Source organism: Roseivirga sp., from assembly GCF_049099775.1.
Classification (GTDB): Bacteria; Bacteroidota; Bacteroidia; order Cytophagales; family Cyclobacteriaceae; genus Roseivirga.
The window spans coordinates 91,740-112,487 of sequence record NZ_JAGDZM010000007.1; the positions used below are offsets into that span (position 1 = coordinate 91,740).

Consider the following 20,748-nt stretch of genomic DNA (forward strand, 5'->3'; position numbering starts at 1 on the left):
TATTGATGAGTTTAAAGTATTTAGAAATCAAGACCTATTTAATTGTTGACCTTTTATACAGAAGTGCATGATTGACAGCTCAAACCCAAAGGAAATCAGAATAGACGAGCTAATGAGTATGTTGCTAAAGCAATGGCGTTTTATTCTCAAGGGCAGTGGCGTTGCATTTATAGTCGGTGTGGTTATTGTATTTACCACCCCTGGAGAGTGGGATACTTCGGCTCGAATGATTCTTGAAAGTGAGTCCTCTTCTTTTAACTCAAGTTCTATTGGTGGACTGGCGAGTATCGCAGGTGTCAAGATTCCGGGAGAACAGGAAGGCTCCATCAGCCCTGAACTTTATACTGAAATTATAGGAAGTATCCCTTTTATGCTTGAGTTGATGAATAGGGGCTTTCAGTTCGATTTTTGTGACTGTAGCATGAGTATGGAGCAATATATGAAGGGACATCTGGAAACCGCCTTAGTGAGGAAGATTGGAGGGCTGCCAAAAAAGGCCATTAACTTTCTGAAACCGAAACCTGCGGGAACTGGTGTCAAAGGAGAGTTTGTACAACTCACGTATGAACAGCTAGAGATTATTGAGGAGTTAAGGTCTCGAATTGTGGCTTATGTTGACAAAAATACAGACCTGTTAATCGTCAATACACGCATGCAGAACCCCTTGCTGGCAGCGGAGGTTAATCAGTTTACCATAGACTACCTTACTAAAAGTGTGGTGAACTATGTGACCAATAAAGAAAAGGAGCGATTGGAATTTATCCAATCACAGGTAGAAGAAAATGAGGCTAACTTTTTAGAGGCACAAAAAGCACTGGCGAGGTTCAAAGACAGGAATCAGGGAGTTTTGAGTAACCAAGCCAATACTATCCTTAGAAACCTTCAATCGAATTACGATCTAGAATTCAACCTCTTGAGTTCTTTAAGAGAGCAGTTGTCACAGGCAAAAATAAAGGTACAGGAAAAGACTCCAGTATTTACGGAATTGGATCCTGTTATAATACCAACAATTAGAAGTAAGCCCAAGCGAGTAACGACTATCATAATCTTTTGTATTGTTGGAGCGATTCTCGCAGGTGGTTGGCTCGTTATAAAATCAATTTTTAATTACAATTAAATGCTAAACGGCAAAACCATATTAATTACAGGTGGTACTGGCTCTTTAGGAAAGGCCATAACTAAGCACATTCTTAAGGAATATCCTGATGTTCGAAAACTGATCATCTTTTCAAGAGATGAGCAGAAGCAGTTTCAAATGGCGCAGGAATACCCCTCGCGACAGTATCCGCAGATTCGTTTTTTTATAGGTGATGTAAGAGATCTCGATCGTCTCAAAAGAGCATTTCAACAGGTAGACTTTGTGATTCACGCGGCTGCTATGAAGCATGTACACATTGCAGAATACAATCCTGAAGAGTGCATTAGAACCAATGTGGATGGTGCACAAAATGTAATCAATGCTGCCATAGAAACCAAGGTGCAGCGTGTGGTGGCTCTGTCTACTGATAAAGCTTGTGCGCCAATCAACCTTTATGGTGCTACCAAGCTTACTTCAGATAAACTTTTCATTGCTGCTAACAATGTGAAAGGTGTCAACCCAATCCGGTTTTCTGTAGTACGCTACGGAAACGTAATGGGTAGTAACGGTTCAGTGATGCCGTTTTTCCTTCAGAAGAAAAAAGAGGGTGTATTGCCCATTACCGATCCTGATATGACTCGTTTCAACATTAGCCTACAGGGTGGTGTAGATATGGTAATGTATGCTTTGAAGCATGCCCTGGGAGGAGAGCTGTATGTGCCGAAAATTCCTTCTTACAGAATAACAGATGTGGCCGATGCCATTGGGCCTGAGTGCGAAAAACCAGTGATAGGCATTAGGCCAGGTGAAAAGATTCATGAAGAAATGATAACCTCCTCTGACTCATACAATACCTACGACTTGGGCGCCTATTACATCATAGTACCCACAGTACCTACCAGGCCTCTGGAAGCGTTCCTGAGCCAAAATCAGGACAAAAAGGTACCAGCAGGCTTCAACTATAACTCAGGTGATAACACCGACTGGGAAACTGTAGAGTCACTGCGTCAATTGATCAAAGAACACGTAAATGCCAGTTTCGAGGTTTAAACTTTTATGAAACCGATACCGTACGGCAAACAGCAAATTACGGCAGGCGATGTAGGTGCTGTAGTAGATACACTAGGAGCTGATTTTCTGACACAAGGGCCCAGAGTCAAGTCATTTGAAGAGGCCTTTGCCAGCTATGTTGGGTCGGCTTATGCCGTGGCTGTTTCTAACGGAACAGCTGCTCTGCACCTTTGCGCCATGGTACTTGGAGTAAAAGAGGGTGATAAAGTAATTACTACACCCATTACCTTTGCTGCCTCTGCCAACTGCATTCGTTACTGTGGTGGTGAAGTGGTTTTTGCCGATATAGATCCGGATACCTACTTGCTCGATATCGTGGCCGTGAGAAGCTTGTTGGAGGCTGCTCCAAAGGGCACTTACTCAGGCATAGTGCCAGTAGATTTTGCTGGCAGGTCGGTAAACCTGGAGGCCTTCAGGGCACTGGCCGATGAGTTTGGTCTTTGGATGATCGAAGATTCATGCCATGCACCGGGGGGGCACTTTATCAGCAGCAAAGATGAGCCACAGCATTGTGGAAATGGCAATTTCGCTGACCTTGCCATTTTCTCTTTCCACCCTGTGAAACACATTGCTGCAGGCGAGGGTGGCATGATTACCACCAACAATGAGGGGCTGTACAACCAATTGCTCGCTTTGCGTACTCATGGTATTGTTAGGCAAGAAGATATTTATGTCAATGACCTCGATACGGCTTTTGGTATAGAAGGGGCTGATTATGTCAATTACCCTGGATGGTACATGGAAATGCAGCACCTAGGCTACAACTACAGGTTAACAGATATTCAAGCTGCACTGGGGGAAAGCCAGCTCGGCAGGGCCCAAGAAGGCCTGGCTCGTAGAAGAGAAATAGCTGAAAGGTATGAACAAGCCTTCGAAGGTGCCTCCTTTATGAAGGGGCAATCGGGAAAAGTAGAAGGGCACGCCTACCACTTATATGTGGTAGAAGTAGACGACCGCAGAGGGCTTTACCAGCACCTGAGGTTGCAGAAAATCTTCCCGCAGATTCATTATATACCTACGCACCTGATGCCTTACTATCAGCAGTTTGGCTGGTCTAAAGGAGATATGCCCCATGCAGAAAAATACTACAGTCGCTGCATTAGCCTGCCCATGTATCCTACACTTACCAATGAGGAACAAGACTTCGTCATTGGCCAGATAAAGAGCTACTACGGTGAGTAAACTCTGTATTATTCCTGCCAGGGGAGGCAGTAAGCGCATACCCAGAAAAAATATCAGGGATTTTGCCGGTAAACCCATCATAGCCTATTCCATTGAAACTGCGCTGGCATCAGGGCTTTTCGATGAGGTCATGGTTTCTACTGATGATCAGGAAATTGCAGACATTGCCCAAGCTTATGGAGCAAAAGTACCTTTTCTGAGAAGTTCTGAAAATGCAGATGACTATGCTACTACATTTGATGTGATCCAGGAGGTATTGGCAACCTATCAAATAATGGGACAACAGTTTGATTATGGTTGCTGTATTTACCCGACAGCTCCTTTGTTGAATACCGACAGACTGAAGGAAGGTTATGAACTTTTGGTCGAAAGAAAATTCATAACGGTATTCCCTGTAGTGGAATTCGGATATCCCATAATGAGGTCTTTGAATCTCTCAGTGAACGACTCTGTGGCCATGAATTGGCCGGAATACCGGTCCAGCCGTTCTCAAGACCTTCAAAAGGCCTTTCACGATGCAGGCCAGTTTTATTGGTTCAATTCTGTAGGATTATTAAATGAGGGCGAATTATTCAATAAGAATTCCGGAGCCATTCAACTCAGCCAGATTGAAGTACAAGACATAGATAATTTTGTGGATTGGAAACTAGCTGAGTTGAAAAAGAAACTCATGGATGATGAGCAGTCTGAAATTTAGATTAGACGCCAGTCCGGAAATTGGTCTGGGACATTTGATCAGATCTCTTTCATTGGCAGACATGCTAAGCGATCAATTTGAGATCACTTTTTATTTAAAGGGAACGTCATCCAGTATCAGGTCCAGAGTAGTAGGAGCAGGTTTTCAAGTTCATAATATTGAAAGCGAGCCGGACTTTTTTTCAGCAATAGATGCCAATGATATTATTGTATTGGATGGATACCATTTTGATCCGGAATACCAGAATACAGTCAAAAGCCTTTGCTCAAAATTGGTATGCATTGACGACTTGCATCAGGCTCCTTTTCATTCAGACATTATTATTAATCATGCTCCCGGAGTGAGCCGAAATTTGTACGATGTACCGACAAGCACTCGGTTTTGTCTGGGACCTGATTACGCTTTGTTAAGACCTGAATTTTTGAATAAGCAGGCCGTTAAAGAACCGGAGATTCCTCAGATGATGATCTGTTTTGGTGGCTCAGATTTTAAAAACCTGACCTGCCAGGTACTGGAATTAATGCCTGAAGTCAAACTGAAACTAATAGTAATTATAGGCCCGGCCTATATCTATTTAGACAAGTTAAATACAGTCATACAGGAACGTCAGGACCTCAACATAGAGCTTAAGGCAGGTTTGGATGCCATGGCCATGAGAAGGCAAATGGATAGAGCAAAAATTCATGTGGTGCCTGCCAGTGGTATTCTGTTCGAGTCGATAGCTGTGGGAGGTACTATTATTTCAGGTTACTATACCGACAATCAAATGGGAATCTATGAAGGGTTCAAGAAATATGAGGTCTTTCATGATGCACGTGATTTTTCAAAAGAACACTTTTTGGAAGCCCTGGGTAAGGCCATAGTGGATGAAGGTTCAAAAATGAGGGCTGCTCAATCCTCAGTGATGGACCTGAAGTCACCAGAAAGGTATTTAGAAGTATTTTCAGCTTTACAGTCATGAAAGTCCAAATATTAGTAGATAATATCAACTCTTGGATAGTTCCTTATGCAGGGAATCTTACCAGGCAGTTGAATGCAAAAGGCCATACAGCAAACCTGATACACAAGCATAAGGAAGTGGTAGAAGGAGATGTACTATGCCTTTTGTCTTGTGAAAGAATTTTTAAAAAATTAGAGCTGAACCGGTTCAACCTGGTGATGCACGAAAGTGACTTGCCTAAAGGCAAAGGCTGGTCTCCCGTTTCATGGCAGGTGCTGGAGGGACTTAGAGAAATTCCGATTACCCTCTTTGAAGCCGCAGCGTCGGTTGATTCTGGGGTGATCTATATGAAAGATTATATTTACCTAGACGGCACCGAGTTGATTTCAGAGATCAAACATATGCAAGGGGTGGCCTCTCAAAATGTCATTCTGAAATTTCTTGATGAAATGCCTGAAGGTACCGAACAAGTAGGGGAGTCCACATTTTATGAACGCAGAACAGCTGCAGACTCTGAGCTGGATACAACCAAAAGCATTGAGGAACAATTTAATCTGTTGAGGATTTGTGACAATGAGCGATATCCTGCCTTTTTTGTGAAAAACGGTATTAAATACATATTAAAAATATACAAGGATGATCAATAGTTTCAAAGTTGCGGATTTCACCATAGGTGATGATCACAAACCATTCATAATCGCTGAAATGTCTGGAAACCACAACCAGTCATTGGAAAGAGCACTCGAAATTGTAGATGCTGCAGCTGAAGCCGGAGCTCATGGCCTTAAAATCCAGACCTATACTGCGGACACTATGACCATTCCGCATGACAAAGGATTGTTTTACATTGACGACCCGAAATCGCTCTGGCATGGCACAACACTACATGAGCTGTATCAGATAGCATATACTCCATGGAAATGGCATGCACCGATCTTCGAGCGCGCCAAGGAAAAGGGGTTGATCCCTTTCAGCACTCCTTTTGACCATACCTCTGTTGATTTTCTTGAATCGCTGGATGTACCGGTATATAAAGTGGCCTCTTTCGAAAACAAAGATTGGCCCCTGCTCAAAAAGATAGCATCTACTGGTAAGCCTGTGATTATGTCAACAGGTGCTTCGACAATCAGCGATATTGCAGAGTCCGTTGCGGTGCTACGCTCAAATGGCTGTGAGCAATTGATCTTACTCAAGTGTACCAGTACTTACCCAGCAAGCCCTGAGAATACCAACCTTATGACTATTCCTCATATGAGAGAAATGTTCAATTGCTTTACAGGGCTATCTGACCATACGGGAGGGGTTGGTGCAGCAATTGCATCTGTATCATTAGGTGCACGTGTCATTGAAAAACACTTTACATTGAACAGAGCAGAAGGCGGGGTTGATTCAGCATTTTCAATTGAACCTGATGAGCTAAAAACACTGGTTGTGGAATCAGAAAGAGCATGGCAGTCTCTCGGCCAGGTAAAATATGAAATTTTACAAGACGAACGCGCAAGCCTGAGATTTAAGCGATCGGTCTATGTAGTGAAAGATATCAAGGCAGGTGAAGCCTTCACTGAGAAGAACATCCGAATTATCCGTCCCGGAGATGGTATGGAACCCAAGTATTATGAGAAGATGCTGGGCAAGACAGCCAGAAAGGACATGACAAGAGGAACAGCATTAACCTGGGATTCGGTTTGATGAATTATATACTTCTTACAGAGAAAAAGTGGCATGATGAGCTTTTTGAGAGCCTAAGCGCCAGGTCGGGCGAAAATTGGTTGCGTATAAGCGACCGTGAAGCTTTCAATGCTAAAGATCTGAAAACCTTTGAGCCGGATAAGATATTTATTCCACATTGGTCATATATCATTCCGGCATCCATTTATGAGCAGTTTGAATGCATTGTTTTTCACATGACCGACTTGCCTTTTGGCCGGGGAGGCAGCCCTCTTCAAAATCTAATTGTCAGGGGACATGAAGGGACCAGGGTTTCTGCCTTGAAAGTCGGTAAGGGAATAGATACCGGTGATATTTATACCAAAGCCGACCTGAGTTTGCATGGTACTGCACAGGAGATATTTATCAGGAGCGGCAAGGTAATTGGTCGAATAATTGAGCAGATCATTGCAGAGAACCCTGTGCCGAGACCACAGGAAGGAGAGCCTACTTCGTTCGACAGAAGAAAACCTGAAGATGGTGACCTGGCATCACTGAATAGTATAGAAAATGTATTTGATTTCATTAGAATGCTCGATTGTGAGGGATATCCAAAAGCCTTCATAGAGACCGAACATTTCCGAATTGAGTTTTCACGTGCTGGTCTGGCGGCCGATAAGTCTATAGTTGCAGATGTTAGAATATTTAAGAAATAAAAGAGTGTTAGTGGTGGTGGCCCACCCTGATGACGAACTATTAGGGCCTGGAGGAACAATGAATCGTTTGGTGACAGAATATAACTGTACCATTCGTGCTGTTATTTTGGGTGAAGGGCTTACCTCTAGGTCTGACAAAAGAAACTCTGAAAAGTGGAAGGGAAAACTCGCTACGCACAGAAACAATATTAAGGCGGCCAGAAAAGCCATAGGCTATGAGTCTACCGGTATGTACGATTTTGCTGACAATCGCTTCGATTCAGTTGACCTGCTCGACATCATCAAGGTTATCGAACGAGAAAAGATGGATTTTGAACCAGAGGTGATTTTTACACATCATGGAGGAGATGTTAATATAGATCATCAAAGAACATTCGAAGCGGTTGTTACTGCATGTAGACCCATGGCACATGAACGGGTCAAAGCCATTATTACTTTCGAAACCATGTCAGGTACAGAATGGAGGGCTTCGGCTGATCCCAGACACTTCATTCCGAACTTGTTTGTGGCAATCAGTGAAGAAAATCTCAATGCTAAAATCCTGGGTATGGAAGCTTACGAGTTTGAAAAACGCCAATACCCCCACCCGAGGTCTCCAGAAGCGCTCAAGGTAAGAGCTCAGATGTGGGGGGTTGCCAATGGTGTACCTTATGCGGAGGCATTCCATATGATAAGATGTATTTCTTAAAGCTTACTGCTATTAAAATAATTCCTACCTTACTATCAAAAAAATAGAAAATGGAGTTTGCATATGGTCAATCATATTTTCAATCTATTACAATAAGAAATGAAATTCGAAAAGCAATTCTCTACCTCTGGATATAAAGTCTTTGTAAACTTACAAGTAGCATCATATGCAGAATACAATGATATACTGTATTTCGGATTTCCTTTATATTTTGATTTATCCAAAATCACTTTAGACAACTTTGAAGAAGAGGTTTTGAAGATCAAAGGATATTTCTGTGCCATCTATATGAGTGACGGAAAATTCTATATCTACAATGACATAGCTGCCGGTTTCAGGTTGTACTACATTGAAGATAAGGGTGCAGTACATATAAATGATGATTATTTAGCGTTAACCTCTGAGTTTCCAAAATGCAAAATCAATCTTAGCGAATATAAATTTTGGATTCGTCACGGATATACAACTGGAGATGGAACCTTTGCAGAAGGAGTTTTCAAAATAAAACCAGCGTCCTACTTATTAATTGGAGACAAAGTTATAAACAAACCATATTTCCCTTTTCTAGAGAATATACCTGACGTTAAGAATCATGTGCAAGAGGTAAAAAATGACTTGAATGATACATTTGATTTATTGGAAAAACGGGACCATAAAGTCATTTTATTCTTTTCGGGCGGTTTGGATTCTATGCTTTTGTTCCAATATCTGAGAAAACATGAGATCCCTTTTGTGCTGGTTTTCTTGAGGTTAACTCCGAGATATACTCAAAATGAGCAAGATTTTGAAAGAGCTAAACGTGCTGCAAAAGCAATTAAAACTGATTTACAAGTTGTTGAGGTTGACTTAAAAGAAGAGCTTGATAACATAACGGAAATCTGTTCCAATATGCCATTGGACCGTCATTTCTCCATTTTGCATTTTGGCGGTCTAAGAAAGTTAAAAAACATGTTTGGAAATGACTGGGTAATCATTAATGGACAATCTTCAGATAACGTTTTCTCTTTTGGGCCATCAGAAAGCACTTTTGGTGGTATGGCCAAAAGAGCTCTGATGTATAGTCAAAATCAATACCTCAAGAGAGTTCTGTGCGCCTTGTTCAACTTTAAGTGGAAAACACCCCTCAGATTACCTAAAGGAGATCAAGAGTTTTTGTTGGCCTTCTACAATCAATTAAAGTATCTAATTTTGTCTGATGATTCCTTGGATCCAGGGCTGATGGATTACTTGAGTAAGAAAATTGAGTGTGTATCAAAGGAGTATAGTGGGAATTCGCTGAGAACATACTTGAAGCTGATGGGTTATCTCCAAGGGTCTGATAATCAAGTAGTAATACAATCTGCAACAACTAACGGTTTTAAATCCGTTCTTATGCCTTATGCCACTCCAAGGATTATTTTAGGTACTGTTAAACATAAAGACGACAAAAAAGAGTTAATCTATCCCAAATACCCTATTTCGGAGCTATTGGAAATAAATAAGAATCTATTGAAAAAGCCTTCTATTGATCCGGATGGAAACTTCATGCCACTTGGAGAAATAGTCGATATCGTAGATGCTCATTTTAATTCCATGGTAGAAGGGTTCATTACTTCAAAAAATGTCGATTAAAGAGACTAAGGCCCTACTAAAGTTTACCTTTCTTAACTTTTTAGACAAGGGACTCAACTTCTTACTCCCTTTGGCTATTCTCTTATTTTTTCAAGATAACTTAATATACAATGAGATAGAGTATGTATTGTCGGTGGCATTGATACTTGCCACTTTTGCTGATTTGGGATTTAGAAGCTATCTATTTTATGGATACAAGGAGTCTGTGGGCAGGGAAGAATACTTTCTATCTCGAACCAGTAAGGTATTCAATACACTCTTTTTACTTTATGTATTATCAACAGTATTAATTGCCACTTCGATTTACTTTGTCAACCACCCTGTGAGTAAAATGACAGCGGGGTATATTGGACTGAGGTTTATCTACATTTTCTTCACCAATTATAAATCTGTCATATATAGATTTGATGATAAGCCATCTAGGTTGTTTCGTTGGACTATCCCAGGGACGATATTGTCATTGCTCCTCTTGTTAACTGTTTTTAAGGCTGGTTGGGTGTTAAGACTAGATTATTTCTTTTTTGGATCAGCAGTGGTTCTCCTGGTATTTTTTCTGAAAGATTTCAGAATTGGTTCCATGGCGGACCTGACTCTATTAAAGAGTTATTTTTTTAAGGTTATCTCATATAGCTGGCCTTTAATTTTAAATGGTGCTATGGTGAGTGTTGTGAATAATTTTGGGAAAATCTATGCTTTCAACTCATTATCGGATAGTGAAATGTCTGAAATATCACTAATGCTCCGAATAGGAATGATAATTCAATTGGCGCATTTGTCCTCAATGACTTTCTTTTCCAAGAAATTATTTCTCAGTAAATCCGTAAAGGAGAGTAGGAGAACCTTAGGTGTTTATTTATTCACTCTATTGGCCGGGTGCTCGATGGCCTGTGTTTTATATATACTATTTATCAATTTGGACATAAAAGGCTTGACTATTAGCTTTAGATATAGCCACCTACTAGTTCTATTATTCTTTTTACTGTCGTCTATTGCATCTTATTTTGAAGTCTATTTGAACAAAAACAATCGTAATATTTTCATACCTCTAGTTTCATTTTTAGGAATCTGTAGTTACGCTTCTGTCTTTGTTTTTGTGAGCTCCATATCAGTTGATGTGATTATTAAGGCAATGTCAATAGGTGGACTTATATCACTATTAAGTATTGTTATCTTAATAAGAAAGTTCAAGCTTTTTGTTTAGAAGTGGCACTGATATTTATAATTTAACCCTAACCTAGTACCAATGACGATTTGCTTTGTTGCCAATTTTGGAAAGACCTACCTGTTTCTTGAAGTAGCTAGAAGGCTAATTAAGCAAGGTGACTTTAAAGTGGTATGGATTGTGGTGAATAAAAAGATCAAAAATGATCTTTTGGCGGATGAGCTGGTAAATGAGGCGGATATTCTCTTTTTGCCTAAAAATGTACCACCAGCTCCTGAGCCGGCGCATATCGAATGCAAGATCAATGAAATAGTTTACCACGATCGTTACTTAAAATTTGAGAGGGCTAGTATGAAAAAGTATCTTCACAAGGTGAGAGATTACACCTATGATTTTCTCAAAAAGCATGATGTACGGTATGTGATAGGAGAGCTTACCTGGGGGCATGAGCTGACTATCAACCGAGTGACTCGCAATGCAAAGGAGCTGAATTGTACTTACATTCGCCCACATGTTACGAGAATGCCAGACAGGCACTTTGCCTTTTATCAAGGAGAACGTGATTACCTTGCTTATAATCCTGAGCAGGCATTGGTATCTGACTATAAAACCATTCAGGTTTCAAAGCCTACCTATTTCGCCAAAAATACCAAGAACCTGTCTAAATCCAGGTCATTTGGGTCGCGGCTCATGAGGCTCAAGCGCTACATTACTGCCGAGAGAATTGACCGACACGACCCATCAGTTATGTATCACTGGTATAGACGTTTTTTCAAAGGGTATCGAGATGAAAGAAACTCGATTCAGTATAAGTTTGTCAAGACAGAAACCTGGGAAGCAGTAAAAGATAAGAAGTTTGTGTTTTATCCTTTACACATGCAGCCAGAAGCTTCTATTGACGTATTGGGTCAGTACTACGAAGAACAAATTAAGAATATTACCAATATTTGGAAGATTCTGGATGAAGATTCATACTTGCTGGTAAAAGAGCATCCCAATGCTATGGGGAATAGAGGTTTTTCCTTTTTTAAGGAGATCAAAGCTTTGCCTAATGTACTAGTGGTGAATGAACACATTGACTCTAGAAAAATACTTGATAAGGCTCAGGCAATTTTTAGCGTGAGTAGTACTGCTGGTTATGAAGCAGCATTACTTGGAAAAGTATCCTTTACCTTCTCTGATGTCTTTTTCAATCACCTTAAAGGATGTTACAGGATAGGGGTTGACCATTTTGCTCAATGTAAGAACTTTGATGATCTGATAAAATCTTGTCGAGAGGCTGATAAGGACAAGATGAATCAGGAGCAGTTTAGTCAGTGGCTCTATACAAATGCATACGCTGGTACCTGGAATGATGAAGAAGAAGGCGCTATGAAAGAAGAAAATTTAAATTCCCTGGCCTATGCTTTGACAAACTACTGCAAAGGAAGATGAAAATAACCTTGCTATATGTGAAAGACATTAACTTGACCGACTTTCTGTTGTGGTTGAGTCTGATAACTATGGCCTTTTCTGGTTTAATGCTGAACAATAACGTTAGCATGTTTATGGTAGCTGCAGGGCTATTAATTATAAATCATCTTATTTCCAGAAGATCTATACTCCTACCTAGTAACGGGATCATAATTTTTGTATTAAGTGTATTGATATCATTTGGATTGAACTTTCAGAGCTCTGGTCTGATTACCATCGTCTATCTGCTTTTCTTTATTTATTTCTTTGTTGTGTTCAATGCACAGTTCAGCCCAAAGGTTTTTCTTACTGGCCTCAAGTTTATATTTTTCATGTATCTGATCTGGCTGATTTTGGGTCAGATATATGTATCACTTGGACTGTTTATACCAAACAATATTGGTGAAACGGGGCTTCAACATGGTCCGTTTGGCACGATCTACCAATTGGATGGTGATGTTTTTCGTCAAGGCTCATTATCCACAGAGCCTTCATATGCAGGCTTTTTAACAGCTACTACGATGGTGGCGATTTTAGAGCTCAACCGTTATTATAATAAGACTACACCACTTATATATTGGGTGGTGTATCTATACATGATGATTAGCTATGTGAGTAGTTTCTCATTCCTGATGCTTCCGGTACCCTTCTTACTATTTTTGAAAAGGTCGCACTTCAACTTCAAAAATATTGCTGTACTTGTGCTAGGAGGTATCATCGTAGTGTATCTCGTGTCAGGTCTGCCATTTTTTGAACGCTTAATCAATTTCTTTTCTTTCTTTACCGGTAATATTGAGATTCAATCATTATCCGAGTTGGCAACTCAAGACGGTAGCTCTTTTGTACGAGTAGCCCCTTTCTTTATTTATCTCTATCAGTTGCAGCCCTTCGAATCGTCTTTTTGGCTGGGAAATGGTATAGACTATGGTTCAGAATTGATGACCGGTTTTCTAGCACCAACAGCAGGGCCTGATTACCTTTTTCCTCTTCACTTTTTCCCTGGGTTCTTATATGACTTTGGAGTACTTCTGGCAGTGGTGTTTATTTGGGTCTTTATTGTATCCACCAAGTTATTTAAAAACATAGCCTTTTTATGGGTTATGATTCCATTGGTTTTTAATGCTAATATTAATACACAACTTTTTTGGTATTGCATTTTATGCTTTGGAGTCATCAACAGCTTGCCGGCCAAAGAGGCAGTTGCAGAGAGTAAGTTTCAAATCACGATTTAAATTCTTTTATTATTTTAATCTAAAACCAGATCAGCGCAACATCCCATGATTAAGAAATTACTCGAAAGACAGTACAAAAAAATTAAGGGCGATCAGTTCGAACTTTCGACTGAACTTTCCGACAGGGACTTATGGATTTTTGCTTTTCAGCGCTGTGGAATGTTAATCAGAGGTATGCTTTGGTATAGGAGGCGAATTTTTGCTGGTAGACGTGTAAAGCTGGTATATGGACACAAAGTAGCCATAGGTCGTAATTCTACCCTAGGCCGCGATGTGGAATTGTCTGGGCTTTCGAAAAATGGCGTTGTCCTGGGGCTTAACAATAACCTCGGCTCTGGTACCATTTTTAAATGCACGGGAGTTTTGACCGATTTAGGAGAAGGAATTGAACTAGGTGATAATGTAGCCATGGGTTCTAATAGTTACTTGGGAGGTTATGGAGGAATCAAGATTGGGCGGGATTGCATCATAGGAGAGCGATTTACTGTTCATTCCGATAATCACCTATTCGGCAATACTGAATTGCCCATTCGTTTTCAGGGTACAGAAAAAAAGCCTGTTCAAATAGGGTCAGATTGCTGGATTGGAAGCAATGTATGTATCTTGGGTGGTGTCACTGTGGGAGAAGGTTGTGTGATTGGAGCTGGTAGCATTGTTACAAAAGACCTGCCTCCATACTCTATTGCTGTAGGAAACCCAGCAAGAGTAATTAAGAACAGAAAAGATCAGGGATCAACTAAGGCTACTTGATGTTAAATTCGTTTTTGAGCTAACAATATCTATTATTTGCTAAAGCGCTTTCATTAAGCTTAATATTCTTCCATTTTCTTCCGTTATATACTATTTTTAACGAACAAAAATTTAGGGGGATAATTTTTAATAGATTTTACGAAAAGAGTCCTTTAAGTTGATTTTTAGGATAACAATACATAAAGATTATACGATAGATTACGCTTAAGATATGAGAAAAAAGGCATTAATTACCGGTATAAATGGTCAAGATGGGGCCTATTTGGCCAACCATCTTCTCGCCAATGGCTATGAAGTATATGGAGCAGACAGACGAAGAGTGGACTCTTTTTCGTGGCGTTTGAAAGAACTGGGAATAGATTCAAAGGTGAACCATGTTTACATGGATCTGCTTGAGTTTTCTAATATTTTTAATGTGATCAGAGATGTAAAGCCTAACGAGATTTATAATCTCGGAGCTCAAAGCTTTGTTGGAGCCTCTTTTACCCAGCCCATTCTTACTGCCGACATAGATGCCATGGGGCCGGTCAGGATTCTGGAGGCCATCAAAACCCTGGACCCGACTATTAAATATTATCAGGCTTCTACCAGTGAGATGTTTGGAAAGGTACAGGAAGTACCGCAGACTGAGAACACACCATTTTATCCAAGAAGTCCTTATGGTGTGGCCAAACTGTATGCACACTGGATTGTAAAAAACTATAGAGAGTCATTTGGGTTGTTTGCTTGTTCGGGTATTCTCTTCAACCATGAATCTCCCTTCCGAGGAATTGAATTCGTAACCAAGAAAGTCACAAACGCGGTGGCGCGTATCAAACACGGCAAGCAAGATAAGATCACTTTGGGGAATATGGATGCTAAAAGAGACTGGGGCTATGCCGGAGATTATGTGAAAGGTATGTATCTGATGCTGCAGCACGACACACCAGACGATTATATATTGGCAACAGGTAAGATGTATAGCATTAGGGAGTTTGTAGAAAAAAGCTTCCTACACATTGGTATCACTATTAGGTGGGAAGGTGAAGGGACGGATGAAAAAGGAGTCAATACAGAAACAGGTGATGTTCTAGTGGAGGTTTCAAAAGAATTCTATCGCCCTGCAGAAGTAGATCAACTCTTGGGTGACTCAACAAAGGCACAAGAGGTTCTCGGTTGGGAAAAAGAAGTCGATCTGGATGGTCTCGTGAGGCTTATGATGGATTATGACCTTAAAAAAGAAGCCTAAGTGTCACATAGGATATTAGTGGATTGTCATGTTTTTGATGATCTCTTTCAAGGGACACGTACTTACTTGAGGGGCTTGTATACAAGTGTAGCCAAGAGTTTTCCAGATACAACATTGTATTTGGCAGCTAAGAACCTCGATTCTCTGAGAGAGGAATTTCCAGACTTGGAAAATATTCATCTCATTCAATTGAACAGTACAAAGCGCTTTGAAAGGTACCTTTATGAATTCCCTAAACTAGCTAAGGAGTACGAAGTAGATTTTGTGCACTTTCAGTATGTGGTATCCCCTTTGATCAAGGCCAGAACCATTAATACGGTTCACGATGTGCTTTTCCTCAATTATCCTAAGGATTATCCATTTCATGTTAGAACGATGAGAGGCCTTCTGTATGGAATCTCTGCCAAAATTTGCAACATCTTAATAACCGACTCTCGATTCTCTAAAAAGAGCATCAGTCGCTTTTTTAAGATCAAGCAGTCAAAAATCAATGACATTCCATTGGGAATCAATGAGGACTTCACCAATTTGGATAAGACAAAGGTAGCTCCTATTATAGATAAATATAAAATCAGAGAGAAATACTTGTTGTTTGTAAGCCGCATTGAGCCTCGTAAAAATCATGCAGAACTTATTCGTGCTTTCAACCGCTTAGAACTTCACAATGAGTATGATCTGGTATTGATAGGGAAGAGGGCCTTAGATAGTGTTCAACTCAATCAGGCCTTGTCTGAAATTAGTAAAGATTGTGAGGAGAGAATTTTCTTTTTAGAGTCTATACCTTACTCAGACCTAGTTTCTTTTTATCGACACTGCAGGCTGTTCGTTTACCCATCTTTTAGTGAGGGGTTTGGCTTGCCTCCATTGGAAGCAGCTTGTCTTGGCGTACCAGTTATCTGCTCAAATACTACCTCACTGGAAGATTATACCTTCTTTGGTAAGTACCACATAGACATAAATGAGGCTGGTAGTCTTGAAGCGGCTATCAAAGATGCTGTAGAAAACCCCATATCGGTAGAAAAGGTAGAAGAGATCAGACAGACTGTTTTGAAAACCTACTCTTGGGAAACCATCGGAAAACAATTTCATAATTTATTAACCGCCCATTAACTCATGAAGACCATTGCAATTGTAGGCTCTCGGGGCATTCCTAATAACTATTCAGGCTTTGAACAGTGTGCCGAATATCTGTCTGTACACTTGGTTTCACTAGGGCATGAGGTATATGTATATAACAGTACTGATCACCCTTATACCGAAAATGAGTATCGAGGGGTGAAAATTGTAAGAAAACCACTTCCTTTGAAGATGGGCCCTTTTGCCAATTTTATTTACGATTGGGTTTGCCTGAAAGATGCTATCAAAAAAAGGGTTGAGGTAGTCATTGAATTAGGTTACGGTAGTTCGGCACCTTCCATATGGTTTTACAAAAAGGCAAAGCCGGTAGTAATGACTAACATGGACGGGCTTGAGTGGAAAAGGACTAAATGGTCTCCATTTATGCAAAAGTGTTTTCGGTGGCTAGAAAAATTGGCTGCCAATTCATCAGATATATTGATTTCTGACAACCATGGCATTACTGATTACCTCCAAGGTAAATACCCTGATAAGGAGACCTTTTATTTGCCATACGGTGCCGATACCGACTTGGAATTTACAAAGGAGGTTTTAACTGAATATCAATTAGCGCCTTTTGATTACTATATGGTAATAGCTAGATTGGAGCCTGAAAACAATGTACAAACTGTAATTGAGGGTTATCTCAAAAGTAAAAGTCAAAAACCTCTGCTAATTGTGGGAAATACCAATACAAAATTTGGTGAGCTTTTATTTGAACAATACGGAGATAAAGTTCGTTTTTTGGGAGGTATCTTTGACAAGTCAAAATTGGATAGTCTTAGAAGGTATTGCCTCATTTACTTTCATGGACACTCTGTCGGAGGAACGAACCCTTCGTTGCTCGAAGCTATGGCGTGTAAAGCCAACGTAGTGGCACATGACAATGTCTTTAATAAAGGGGTTTTGCTGCAAAAAGAGGGCTATTTTAAAGATGGAGATGAAGTAAAAGGAGTTATTGAGTATTATACCGATGCTACTAGCCTTGACGATGCGAAAATTAAGGCTAATTTTGAGGAAGTAAAATATACCTACAACTGGAAAGAATTAGCAGGCAATTTGAGTAACAGAATTGAAGAACTATGACTGGTAAACTGATTTTACTTGGACTGAATGAGTTGAACTTTGAATTCATTAAAAAGTATGCCGAAGAGGGGTTGTTACCTAATTTCAAACACCTCTTTGATACCTATGGTTATCTGGAGACCACTTCGGAAAATGAGTATAAGCTACTTGAACCTTGGATTCAGTGGACTACTGTGCATACAGGCAAAAACTATGACGAACATCAGGTATTCAGGCTGGGAGACATTGTCAGTAGAAAAGACCTGGAACAACTGTGGGAAATTGCCGAAAAGAAAGGACACAGTGTAGGAGCCATTAGCCCTTTTAATGCAGATAATAGGCTGAAAAACCCTAAATTTTTCGTTCCCGACCCTTGGACTGAAACTAAGGCTAGCGGAGAGTCTTTCGTTCTGGCTGTTTCAGAAGCTGTTTCTCAGGCAGTGAATGACAATGCTGAAGGAAAATTGTCAAAATCTTCCGTTCTGGCCATGCTCAAAACGTACATGAAGGTGGTGCCAGTGCAGAGTTATTTTGAATATCTCTCACTGTTTACGAAGATCAAGAGTATGGTTGGCGTAAAGGCTATTGTACTTGACAAGCTTCTGGGTGATCTCTTCGTCCACCAGTGGAAAAAGCACCAGCCTGATTTTTCATCACTATTTCTCAATTCAGGAGCCCACTTACAACATCATTACCTTTTCAACTCGAAAGCTTATGAGGGTGATCTGAAAAACCCAAATTGGTACTGCCCTCAAGACCAGGATCCAGTATACACTATCTTGAAAGAGTATGACAAAGTTTTGGGTAAGCTTCTGGCCTTTGGCCAGCGCATAATAATCTCAACAGGCTTGCATCAGAAACCACATAAACACCTGACATATTACTGGAGAATTAAAGAACATAAGGCATTTATGTTAAAAATGGGTGTCAGTGATTTCACCAACATTTTTCCTAGAATGTCCAGAGATTTTCTTGTAGAATTTGACAATGAGGCTTCGGCCAAGTATGCAGAGGACAAGCTGAATTCTTTTATGGCTGAAAAAGATGCGATAAAAATATTTCAAGTAGACAATAGAGGTAATAGTCTCTTTGTTGAGTTGGTATATCCAAATGATATTCCAGAAGGCTTTAACATTGTAGGTGATACAACCATTGAAAATTTTAATCAATACCTTGCCTTTGTAGCCATAAAAAATGGTGAACACCATGGAATCGGCTACTTCATTGATACGGCTCCACAATCAAAACTACCAGAACGCTTTCCACTAACTCAGGTTTATGATGAAATCGTAAGTTCATTTTAAGTGGTGATTGCCAACAGCAATGAACAACGGGGCTTGCCACTTATGGCAAGCCCCGTTGCTTTTTATTGTGTCAAATCCTAATCCTGAATCAGATCAAGGCAATTTTTGAGAGGCTTGGTCCAGTGATCTATTTCTAAATCAAAAGTGTCTTTGATTTTTGACTTATCCATGAGGCTGAAAGCCGGTCTTTTCGCTGGTGTAGGATAAGCACTGGCTGGGATCGGGTTTACTTTGCATTCATTGCCACTAAGTTCTACTATGGCGTGCGCAAAATCAAACCAGCTGGCAGTTCCTTCATTGCTAAAGTGATAAACCCCATAATTGTCAGAATCCGTTTTCAATATATGCATGATTACCTTGGCTAAATCTCTGGCATATGTAGGTGTACCTATCTGGTCTGCCACAATCCTCATTTCGTCTCTTGACTTTGAAAGGTTTAGAATGGTCTTTACAAAGTTTTTTCCAAAAGTAGAGTATAACCAGGATGTACGTATGATAAAGTGTTTTTTGGCATGTGTGCTCACTGCAATTTCGCCGGCTAGCTTCGTTTCACCATAAATACTTACCGGGTAAGTATCGTCTGTTTCTTTCAAAGGCTTATGTGCCTTTCCCTCAAAGACGAAGTCAGTTGAAACATGTACAAGAATTGCCTTGTTTAGGTTGGCTTTGTTGGCCAGTAATCGGGGAATTCCTTCATTGACCTTGTAGGCCATTTCCCTTTCCTCTTCAGCCTTGTCAACAGCCGTATAGGCCGCACAATTGATAATAGCATCAAAGGATTTTCCCTCAAAGAAACGATCCACGGAAAGCCCATCGGTAAAGTCTAGATCTTCAATATCAATAAACGTGAAGGAAAAACCTGGGTGAACCCCAATAAGTTGTTTCAACTCAGATCCGAGTTGGCCATTGCTTCCTGTAACGAGCACATTTTTCATAGATTAGGTTATTGTTGAGCGATCTTTCTCAGGTATTTGCCATAGCCTGATTTTTCAAGCGAGTTGGCCAGCTTAAGTAGCTGACTGTCATCTATGAAGCCCATAGAGTGGGCAATTTCTTCGATGCATGATATTTTTACGCCTTGCCTTTCTTCCAAAACCTGTACAAACTGACATGCCTGCATTAAAGATGTGAAAGTACCCGTATCGAGCCAGGCAGTTCCCCGGTCGAGCACACTTACCCTAAGTTTTCCCTGTTCCAGGTAGTGCTTGTTTACGTCTGTAATTTCAAGTTCGCCCCTAGGACTTGGCTTGAGTTTTGCGGCAATCTCCACTACTGAGTTGTCATAAAAGTAGAGTCCTGGTACTGCGTAGTTTGATTTTGGATTTTCGGGCTTTTCCTCAATAGAAATGGCCTCCTTATCCTTATTGAATTCTACTACGCCATAGCGTTCGGGATCATTTACCCGGTAGGCAAATACAATTCCTCCATCAGGATCTACATTGCTTCTTAGCAGATTGGGCAAGCCTGATGCATAGAAAATGTTATCACCCAATATGAGGGCCACACTTTCATCACCAATAAATTCTTTGCCAATGATAAAGGCTTGTGCTAATCCTTCAGGTCGAGGTTGTTCTGCATAAGAAAACCTGCAACCTAGCTGACTGCCATCTCCCAATAATTTTTTGAATAGTGGCAGATCATGAGGAGTAGAAATAATCAAAATCTCTCTAATACCGCTGAGCATCAAAACCGATAATGGATAATAAATCATCGGCTTGTCATATACCGGCATTAGTTGTTTACTAATGGCTATGGTAAGTGGGTGTAGTCTGGTGCCAGATCCACCTGCTAGAATAATACCTTTCATGA

20 protein-coding genes are annotated in these 20,748 nt (G+C 40.4%); 18 read left to right on the forward strand and 2 right to left on the reverse strand.

Features of this window, described 5'->3' with window-relative positions:
* The first annotated feature begins 67 nt into the window (after positions 1–67).
* From JXQ92_RS11405 to JXQ92_RS11490, 18 genes are all read left to right on the forward strand, one after another.
* Positions 68–1,117 carry a hypothetical protein gene (locus tag JXQ92_RS11405; RefSeq protein ID WP_421986744.1) on the forward strand — a complete coding sequence of 350 codons (1,050 nt, stop codon included), beginning with the start codon at positions 68–70 and terminating at the stop codon, positions 1,115–1,117.
* The gene (gene pseB, locus JXQ92_RS11410) at positions 1,118–2,128 is read left to right on the forward strand and encodes a UDP-N-acetylglucosamine 4,6-dehydratase (inverting) (protein ID WP_421986745.1); all 1,011 of its coding nucleotides are present in this window, start codon (positions 1,118–1,120) and stop codon (positions 2,126–2,128) included.
* Between the two features lie 6 nt (positions 2,129–2,134).
* Positions 2,135–3,331, forward strand: a complete 1,197-nt coding sequence (gene pseC, locus JXQ92_RS11415) for a UDP-4-amino-4,6-dideoxy-N-acetyl-beta-L-altrosamine transaminase (RefSeq protein ID WP_421986746.1) — start codon at positions 2,135–2,137, stop codon at positions 3,329–3,331.
* Positions 3,324–4,028 carry a pseudaminic acid cytidylyltransferase gene (gene pseF / locus JXQ92_RS11420; RefSeq protein ID WP_421986747.1) on the forward strand — a complete coding sequence of 235 codons (705 nt, stop codon included), beginning with the start codon at positions 3,324–3,326 and terminating at the stop codon, positions 4,026–4,028. The genes pseC and pseF overlap by 8 nt, the downstream gene beginning before the upstream one ends.
* On the forward strand, positions 4,009–4,989 hold the full coding sequence (pseG, locus tag JXQ92_RS11425) for a UDP-2,4-diacetamido-2,4,6-trideoxy-beta-L-altropyranose hydrolase (RefSeq protein ID WP_421986748.1): 981 nt from the start codon (positions 4,009–4,011) through the stop codon (positions 4,987–4,989). The genes pseF and pseG overlap by 20 nt, the downstream gene beginning before the upstream one ends.
* Positions 4,986–5,615, forward strand: a complete 630-nt coding sequence (locus JXQ92_RS11430; RefSeq protein WP_421986749.1) for a hypothetical protein — start codon at positions 4,986–4,988, stop codon at positions 5,613–5,615. The genes pseG and JXQ92_RS11430 overlap by 4 nt, the downstream gene beginning before the upstream one ends.
* Positions 5,605–6,657 (forward strand): pseudaminic acid synthase, encoded by a 1,053-nt coding sequence (pseI, locus tag JXQ92_RS11435; RefSeq protein ID WP_421986750.1) that lies wholly within the window; start codon positions 5,605–5,607, stop codon positions 6,655–6,657. The genes JXQ92_RS11430 and pseI overlap by 11 nt, the downstream gene beginning before the upstream one ends.
* The gene (locus JXQ92_RS11440; protein ID WP_421986751.1) at positions 6,657–7,331 is read left to right on the forward strand and encodes a formyltransferase family protein; all 675 of its coding nucleotides are present in this window, start codon (positions 6,657–6,659) and stop codon (positions 7,329–7,331) included. Before pseI ends, JXQ92_RS11440 begins: the two co-directional genes overlap by 1 nt.
* Entirely contained in the window at positions 7,309–8,019 is a 711-nt protein-coding gene (locus tag JXQ92_RS11445) for a PIG-L deacetylase family protein (RefSeq protein ID WP_421986752.1), read from the forward strand. The genes JXQ92_RS11440 and JXQ92_RS11445 overlap by 23 nt, the downstream gene beginning before the upstream one ends.
* A gap of 99 nt (positions 8,020–8,118) precedes the next feature.
* Positions 8,119–9,630 (forward strand): asparagine synthase-related protein, encoded by a 1,512-nt coding sequence (locus JXQ92_RS11450; RefSeq protein ID WP_421986753.1) that lies wholly within the window; start codon positions 8,119–8,121, stop codon positions 9,628–9,630.
* Positions 9,620–10,831 (forward strand): hypothetical protein, encoded by a 1,212-nt coding sequence (locus tag JXQ92_RS11455; RefSeq protein WP_421986754.1) that lies wholly within the window; start codon positions 9,620–9,622, stop codon positions 10,829–10,831. The genes JXQ92_RS11450 and JXQ92_RS11455 overlap by 11 nt, the downstream gene beginning before the upstream one ends.
* A 42-nt stretch (positions 10,832–10,873) precedes the next feature.
* Positions 10,874–12,226, forward strand: a complete 1,353-nt coding sequence (locus JXQ92_RS11460; protein WP_421986755.1) for a hypothetical protein — start codon at positions 10,874–10,876, stop codon at positions 12,224–12,226.
* The gene (locus tag JXQ92_RS11465) at positions 12,223–13,476 is read left to right on the forward strand and encodes a hypothetical protein (RefSeq protein WP_421986756.1); all 1,254 of its coding nucleotides are present in this window, start codon (positions 12,223–12,225) and stop codon (positions 13,474–13,476) included. The genes JXQ92_RS11460 and JXQ92_RS11465 overlap by 4 nt, the downstream gene beginning before the upstream one ends.
* Before the next feature lie 45 nt (positions 13,477–13,521).
* Positions 13,522–14,226, forward strand: coding sequence for an acyltransferase (locus tag JXQ92_RS11470; protein ID WP_421986757.1), 705 nt, complete (start codon positions 13,522–13,524; stop codon positions 14,224–14,226).
* Between the two features lie 211 nt (positions 14,227–14,437).
* Positions 14,438–15,454 (forward strand): GDP-mannose 4,6-dehydratase, encoded by a 1,017-nt coding sequence (gene gmd, locus JXQ92_RS11475; protein WP_421986758.1) that lies wholly within the window; start codon positions 14,438–14,440, stop codon positions 15,452–15,454.
* Complete coding sequence (locus JXQ92_RS11480; RefSeq protein WP_421986759.1) at positions 15,455–16,564, forward strand: glycosyltransferase family 4 protein; 1,110 nt, start codon at positions 15,455–15,457, stop codon at positions 16,562–16,564.
* 3 nt (positions 16,565–16,567) lie between these two features.
* Positions 16,568–17,656 (forward strand): DUF1972 domain-containing protein, encoded by a 1,089-nt coding sequence (locus JXQ92_RS11485; RefSeq protein WP_421986760.1) that lies wholly within the window; start codon positions 16,568–16,570, stop codon positions 17,654–17,656.
* Positions 17,653–18,939 carry a hypothetical protein gene (locus JXQ92_RS11490; protein WP_421986761.1) on the forward strand — a complete coding sequence of 429 codons (1,287 nt, stop codon included), beginning with the start codon at positions 17,653–17,655 and terminating at the stop codon, positions 18,937–18,939. Before JXQ92_RS11485 ends, JXQ92_RS11490 begins: the two co-directional genes overlap by 4 nt.
* 77 nt (positions 18,940–19,016) lie before the next feature.
* Here JXQ92_RS11490 and rfbD read toward each other — a convergent pair whose 3' ends face one another.
* A complete protein-coding gene (gene rfbD / locus JXQ92_RS11495; protein WP_421986762.1) occupies positions 19,017–19,874 on the reverse strand; it encodes a dTDP-4-dehydrorhamnose reductase in 858 nt (285 codons plus the stop codon).
* Between the two features lie 8 nt (positions 19,875–19,882).
* Positions 19,883–20,746, reverse strand: coding sequence for a glucose-1-phosphate thymidylyltransferase RfbA (gene rfbA / locus JXQ92_RS11500; protein WP_421986763.1), 864 nt, complete (start codon positions 20,744–20,746; stop codon positions 19,883–19,885).
* Between the last annotated feature and the right edge of the window lie 2 nt (positions 20,747–20,748).

What these genes read in the sequence shown, in the direction of transcription:
- JXQ92_RS11405 (WP_421986744.1), top strand. Translation starts at nt 68, where the DNA reads ATGATTGACAGCTCAAACCCAAAGGAAATCAGAATAGACGAGCTAATG.
- pseB (WP_421986745.1), top strand. Translation starts at nt 1,118, where the DNA reads ATGCTAAACGGCAAAACCATATTAATTACAGGTGGTACTGGCTCTTTA.
- pseC (WP_421986746.1), top strand. Translation starts at nt 2,135, where the DNA reads ATGAAACCGATACCGTACGGCAAACAGCAAATTACGGCAGGCGATGTA.
- pseG (WP_421986748.1), top strand. Translation starts at nt 4,009, where the DNA reads ATGAGCAGTCTGAAATTTAGATTAGACGCCAGTCCGGAAATTGGTCTG.
- JXQ92_RS11430 (WP_421986749.1), top strand. Translation starts at nt 4,986, where the DNA reads ATGAAAGTCCAAATATTAGTAGATAATATCAACTCTTGGATAGTTCCT.
- pseI (WP_421986750.1), top strand. Translation starts at nt 5,605, where the DNA reads ATGATCAATAGTTTCAAAGTTGCGGATTTCACCATAGGTGATGATCAC.
- JXQ92_RS11440 (WP_421986751.1), top strand. Translation starts at nt 6,657, where the DNA reads ATGAATTATATACTTCTTACAGAGAAAAAGTGGCATGATGAGCTTTTT.
- JXQ92_RS11445 (WP_421986752.1), top strand. Translation starts at nt 7,309, where the DNA reads ATGTTAGAATATTTAAGAAATAAAAGAGTGTTAGTGGTGGTGGCCCAC.
- JXQ92_RS11450 (WP_421986753.1), top strand. Translation starts at nt 8,119, where the DNA reads ATGAAATTCGAAAAGCAATTCTCTACCTCTGGATATAAAGTCTTTGTA.
- JXQ92_RS11455 (WP_421986754.1), top strand. Translation starts at nt 9,620, where the DNA reads ATGTCGATTAAAGAGACTAAGGCCCTACTAAAGTTTACCTTTCTTAAC.
- JXQ92_RS11460 (WP_421986755.1), top strand. Translation starts at nt 10,874, where the DNA reads ATGACGATTTGCTTTGTTGCCAATTTTGGAAAGACCTACCTGTTTCTT.
- JXQ92_RS11465 (WP_421986756.1), top strand. Translation starts at nt 12,223, where the DNA reads ATGAAAATAACCTTGCTATATGTGAAAGACATTAACTTGACCGACTTT.
- JXQ92_RS11470 (WP_421986757.1), top strand. Translation starts at nt 13,522, where the DNA reads ATGATTAAGAAATTACTCGAAAGACAGTACAAAAAAATTAAGGGCGAT.
- gmd (WP_421986758.1), top strand. Translation starts at nt 14,438, where the DNA reads ATGAGAAAAAAGGCATTAATTACCGGTATAAATGGTCAAGATGGGGCC.
- JXQ92_RS11485 (WP_421986760.1), top strand. Translation starts at nt 16,568, where the DNA reads ATGAAGACCATTGCAATTGTAGGCTCTCGGGGCATTCCTAATAACTAT.
- JXQ92_RS11490 (WP_421986761.1), top strand. Translation starts at nt 17,653, where the DNA reads ATGACTGGTAAACTGATTTTACTTGGACTGAATGAGTTGAACTTTGAA.
- rfbD (WP_421986762.1), bottom strand. Translation starts at nt 19,874, where the DNA reads ATGAAAAATGTGCTCGTTACAGGAAGCAATGGCCAACTCGGATCTGAG.
- rfbA (WP_421986763.1), bottom strand. Translation starts at nt 20,746, where the DNA reads ATGAAAGGTATTATTCTAGCAGGTGGATCTGGCACCAGACTACACCCA.